The following is a 4,796-nucleotide window of genomic DNA, read 5'->3' as shown; positions in this document are numbered from 1 at the left end:
TCGACGATGCCGGGCACCACGAGGCCGACCGCCTGCGGCACGACCTCGGGGTGTGCGTCGCGGAGCTCGGCGGCGAGCGCGTCCAGCCGGTCGAGGATCGCGTGCGTGCGGTCGCCGGCGACGACGGGCGTCGGGGTGCGCCGCAGCCCGAGCGCCGTGCCGTCGGCGTCGAAGAGGGCCGACTTGATGTCGGTGCCGCCCACGTCGAACGCGAGCGCCGGGGCACCGGGGCCGAGCGAGCGCACCGCGGCGAGGGTCTCGCCGGAGGCGTCCTTCTCGACGTCGGGGATCGCGTCCGCTCCGTCGATCGGGGTCATCGTTCGGCTCCGGTGCGTGCGCGGGTCATGCATCCAGGATGACGGATCGCGTGAGGTTGCGCGGCTGATCGGGGTCGAGTCCCCGCGCGAGGGCACGGTCGAGGGCCGTGCGGTGCAGGCGCACGAGGTCGGCGAGGGGGTCGATGGCGCGGTGCTCGAAGCGGGCGCCCGTGGCACGCACCTCGTCGGCGAGCCCGTCGGGGGCGTCGCCGAACTGCCAGGTGACGCGGCCGGGGGCGGCGATCGCGATCGGGCCGTGGCGGTAGTCCATCGACGGGTAGGCCTCGGTCCACGACTGCGACGACTCGCGCAGCTTGAGGGCGGCCTCGTGCGCGAGCCCGATGGTCCAGCCCCGTCCGAGGAACGTGTACTGCTCCGCGTTACGCAGCTCGGCGTCGACCTCGGGCTCGGCGAGCACGGCGGTCGCGTCGGCGATCGCCCCGCTCAGGTCTTCCCCGAGCGAGGCGCGGAAGAGGGCGAGGGCCGTGGTGGCGAAGCGGGTCTGCACGACCGACTGCTCGTCGGCGAACGGCAGCAGCACGGCGTCGTCGACGAGCGAGACCAGCGGGGAGTCGGGGTCGCCGATCACGCCCACCGTGCGCACGCGTCCGCGCACGCGCTCGACCAGGTCGAGGACCTCGCTCGTGGTGCCGGACCGCGTGAGGGCGACGATGGCGTCGTAGCCGCGGTCGACGAAGGCCTCGGAGGCCGCGAACGCGTCGGTCTCCCCGTGTCCCGTGGACTCGCGCAGCGCGGCGTAGGACTGCGCCATGAACCAGGAGGTGCCGCATCCGACGACCGCGACCCTGGCCCCGCGGGCGGGCAGCCGCCCCTGCTCGGCGGTGAGATCGGCGGCGCGCTGCCACATCTCCGGCTGCGAGAGGAGTTCTTCGCGCATGTGCGCGCCGGGCAGGTTTTCGGTCATCGGTCGACCCTTTCAGACGAGTAGTTGCGTATTTGTGATTCTTTCGGGTGCGTTTCGATCATAGTATGTCACCACCATCGAGCAAGATCGGGCGAATGCTTGATTTTGTTTGTTTGCCTGACAAATAATCTGTACGTTCCACCCAAGCTTCGGCTTGACCCGAGAGGTCGCCCTCACCGCGATCGATCACCACGCACCGTCGCGTGAAGAGTGTTCTGCGACTGTGCACCACCCCCGCTCCGTCGGACGGCGGCTCGCCCGCCCACCGACCACGGCACACACAGTGAGGAATGCAATGCCCATGAAGAAGTCACTGCGGTTCGGGGCGGCTGCCGTCGCGGCCGTCGCCACGCTGTCGCTCGCCTCGTGCGGATTCGGCGGTTCGGGCGGCGACAGCGGCGGGGACGCCGACGGCAAGACCACGCTCGACCTGCTCGTCCCCAGCTACTCCGACGCGACGAAGGGGCTGTGGGAAGACGTGATCGACGGGTTCGAGAAGGAGAACCCCGACATCGACGTGAAGCTCGAAGTGCAGTCGTGGGACAACCTCGAGAAGGTCATCTCCACCAAGATCCAGGCGGGCGAGGCTCCCGACATCTACAACGGCGGGCCGTTCGCCGGGTTCGTCGGCGACGAGCTGCTCTACCCGGTCAAGGACGTCGTGTCGGACGAGGTCTACTCCGACTTCCAGGACTCCTTCATCAAGAACGCCGAGATCGACGGCACGGCCTACGCCCTGCCGCTCATCGCCTCCGCGCGCGCCCTCTTCGTCAACAACACCCTGCTGCAGCAGGCGGGCGTCGAGGCGCCCACCAACTGGGACGAGCTGCTCGACGCGGCCACCAAGGTCTCCGCGCTCGGCGGCGGGGTCGCCGGATACGGCATGCCCCTCGGCTCGGAAGAGGCACAGGCCGAGGCGGCCGTGTGGCTGTGGGGCGGCGGCGGCTCGTTCGGTGACGCGTCCGAGATCACGATCGACACCCCCGAGAACCTCGTCGGTGCCGAGCAGATCAAGAAGATGATCGACGCCGGTGCGACCCAGGCCGACCCGGGCTCCACGCAGCGCTCCCCGCTGATGGACATCTTCATCCAGGGCAAGATCGGCATGCAGGTCGGCCTGCCGCCCACGGTCGGGCAGATCGCCGACAGCAACCCCGAGCTGGACTACTCGATCGTCCCGATCCCGACCAAGGACGGCTCGCCGTTCACGCTCGGCGTCATGGACCAGCTGATGGCGTTCCAGAACGACGACGACAAGAAGGACGCGATCACCAAGTTCTTCGACTACTACTACGCCCCCGACGTGTACGTGCCGTGGGTGCAGGCCGAGGGCTTCCTGCCCGTCACCAAGTCCGGCGCCGAGAAGCTGTCCGGCGAGGAGGCGCTCAAGCCGTTCCTCGACGTGCTGCCCGACGCGCAGTTCTACCCGTCGACGAACCCGAAGTGGTCGGCCGCCGACGGTGCGTTCAAGTCGCTGTTCGGTCAGCTCCAGTCGAAGCCGGCACAGGACGTGCTGACCGAGATCCAGGCGCAGGTCGACGCGGGCTGACCCGCAGAACGGAGAGGTTCGGGTATCCCATGAGCCAGACCACAGAATCCTCGAACCTCGCGGGGGCGGCGACCGGCCGCCCCCGCACCCCCGACGCCGGGGCCGCCGGTCGCGGTCGCCCCGGCGGACGGGACCTCCTCCAGGCGCTGCCCTGGATCGCACCGGCACTGGTGCTCATCATCGGCGTGGTGCTGTTCCCCGCCGGCGTCATGTTCTTCAACTCGACGCGCGACATCTCCCTCTCCGGGCTCGACAAGGGCTCGGTCGGCTTCGACAACTTCGTCACCGTGTTCACGTTCGCGGAGTTCTGGCCCATCTTCTTCCGCACGATCGTGTGGGTCGTGTCGGTGGTCGCGCTCACCGTGGTGATCTCGCTCGGGCTCGCGCAGATCCTCAACAAGGCGTTCCCCGGGCGCCAGCTCGTGCGCATGGCCGTCATCGTGCCGTGGGCGGCCTCGGTCGTGATGACGACCATGGTGTTCTACTACAGCCTCGAGCCGTACTTCGGCATCTTCAACAAGTTCCTCTACGACATCGGGCTCTCCGACGACGCGGTCGGCTACGGGTGGACGAAGAACCCCGCGACCGCGTTCACCTGGTCGATCGTGATCGCCGTGTTCGTGTCGCTGCCGTTCACCACGTACACGATCCTCGCCGGGTTGCAGGCCGTGCCCGCCGACGCGATCGAGGCCGCGAAGATGGACGGCGCCGGTCCCGCCCGCACCTACTGGTCGATCGTGCTGCCGCAGCTGCGCAGCGCCCTCGCCGTGGCGATCCTCATCAACATCATCAACGTGTTCAACTCGCTGCCGATCCTCAAGGTGATGACCGGGTCGATCCCCGGCTACGGCGCCGACACGATCATGACCCTGATCTTCAAGTACATCGAGCTGCAGAAGAAGGTCGACGTCGCCAGCGCCCTGTCCGTCGTCGCCTTCCTCATCGTGATCGTGATCGTCGCGGCGTACGTGAAGATCGTCAAGCCCATGAAGGAGGTCTGATCGTGACCGTGACCGAGACCGCCCTCGTGACCACCGCCGAATCCCGTGGTCGCCGCACCCCGCCGATCCCCGGCCGTCGGCGCCGCTACACCGCCGACCAGGTGTCGCTGCCGCGCGTGGTCCTGCGCACGGCCGCGGGGTTCCTCGTGCTGGCGATCTTCGTGCTGCCGTACCTCGTGATGTTCTTCGGCTCGGTGAAGACCAAGGCGCAGATCCGCTCGGTCGACCCGACCTACCTCCCGACCGAGTGGCACTGGGAGAACTACCTCACGATGTGGTCGACGCCCGAGACGCCGCTGCCGTACAACCTGGTGTCGACGATCGTCATCTCGGTGTTCGCGACGCTGCTCGTGCTGCTGGTGTCGCTCCCGGCCGCGTACTACACGGCGCGGTTCACGTTCCCCGGCCGCATGGTGTTCCTGTTCCTCGTGATCGTCACGCAGATGCTGCAGCCGGCGGTGCTCACGTCGGGTCTGTTCCGGCAGTTCACCACGCTCGGCCTCGGCGACACGTGGGCCGCGATGATCTTCATCAACGCCGCGTTCAACCTGTCGTTCGCGGTGTGGATCATGCACTCCTTCTTCGCGGGCATCCCCAAGGAGGTCGATGAGGCGGCACAGATCGACGGCGCAGGACGCCTGACGGTGCTCTTCCGCATCAACCTGCCGCTCGTGTGGCCGGGCATCGTCACCGCGATCGTGTTCACCTTCGTGGCCTGCTGGAACGAGTTCGCCGCGTCGCTCGTGATCCTGTCGACCGACAAGAACCAGCCGCTGTCGGTGGCGCTGACGAAGTTCGTGGGTCAGTACGAGACCAGCTGGCAGTACGTGTTCGGCGTCTCGATCGTCGCGATCCTGCCGGTGATCATCCTGTTCATGCTGATCGAGAAGCGCCTGGTCGGCGGCCTCACCGCGGGCAGCGTGAAGTAGCCGCGCGGGCGGGTTCAGGGGCGGGGGGCCGCGGCGGCGCGCAGCTGCTGCGGACTCCAGCGCACCCCGAGCGCG

General features: G+C 68.2%; 5 protein-coding genes. 3 read left to right on the top strand and 2 right to left on the bottom strand.

Going from position 1 to position 4,796, the window contains the following annotated elements; genetic code table 11:
• A partial coding sequence (locus tag DW309_RS08240) for an ROK family protein (RefSeq protein ID WP_168387226.1) occupies window positions 1–317 on the bottom strand: 317 nt, incomplete at its 3' end.
• Window positions 318–342: 25 nt separating this feature from the next.
• On the bottom strand, window positions 343–1,242 hold the full coding sequence (locus tag DW309_RS08235) for an SIS domain-containing protein (protein WP_136045099.1): 900 nt from the start codon (window positions 1,240–1,242) through the stop codon (window positions 343–345).
• A gap of 301 nt (window positions 1,243–1,543) precedes the next feature.
• On the opposite strand from DW309_RS08235, the gene DW309_RS08230 reads away from it, so the two are divergent.
• Genes DW309_RS08230 through DW309_RS08220 form a run of 3 tightly spaced genes read left to right on the top strand, consistent with a single transcriptional unit; the run spans window position 1,544 to window position 4,721 of the window.
• Window positions 1,544–2,791, top strand: coding sequence for an extracellular solute-binding protein (locus DW309_RS08230; protein ID WP_136033332.1), 1,248 nt, complete (start codon window positions 1,544–1,546; stop codon window positions 2,789–2,791).
• 29 nt (window positions 2,792–2,820) lie between these two features.
• Entirely contained in the window at window positions 2,821–3,792 is a 972-nt protein-coding gene (locus DW309_RS08225; protein WP_136045098.1) for a carbohydrate ABC transporter permease, read from the top strand.
• A 2-nt stretch (window positions 3,793–3,794) separates the two neighbouring features.
• Window positions 3,795–4,721, top strand: coding sequence for a carbohydrate ABC transporter permease (locus DW309_RS08220; RefSeq protein WP_205812677.1), 927 nt, complete (start codon window positions 3,795–3,797; stop codon window positions 4,719–4,721).
• Window positions 4,722–4,796 lie beyond the last annotated feature (75 nt).

This window comes from Microbacterium sp. K41 (assembly GCF_004794395.1).
Classification (GTDB): Bacteria; Actinomycetota; Actinomycetes; order Actinomycetales; family Microbacteriaceae; genus Microbacterium; species Microbacterium sufflavum.
This window is presented reverse-complemented; position numbering and strand designations above follow the sequence as displayed.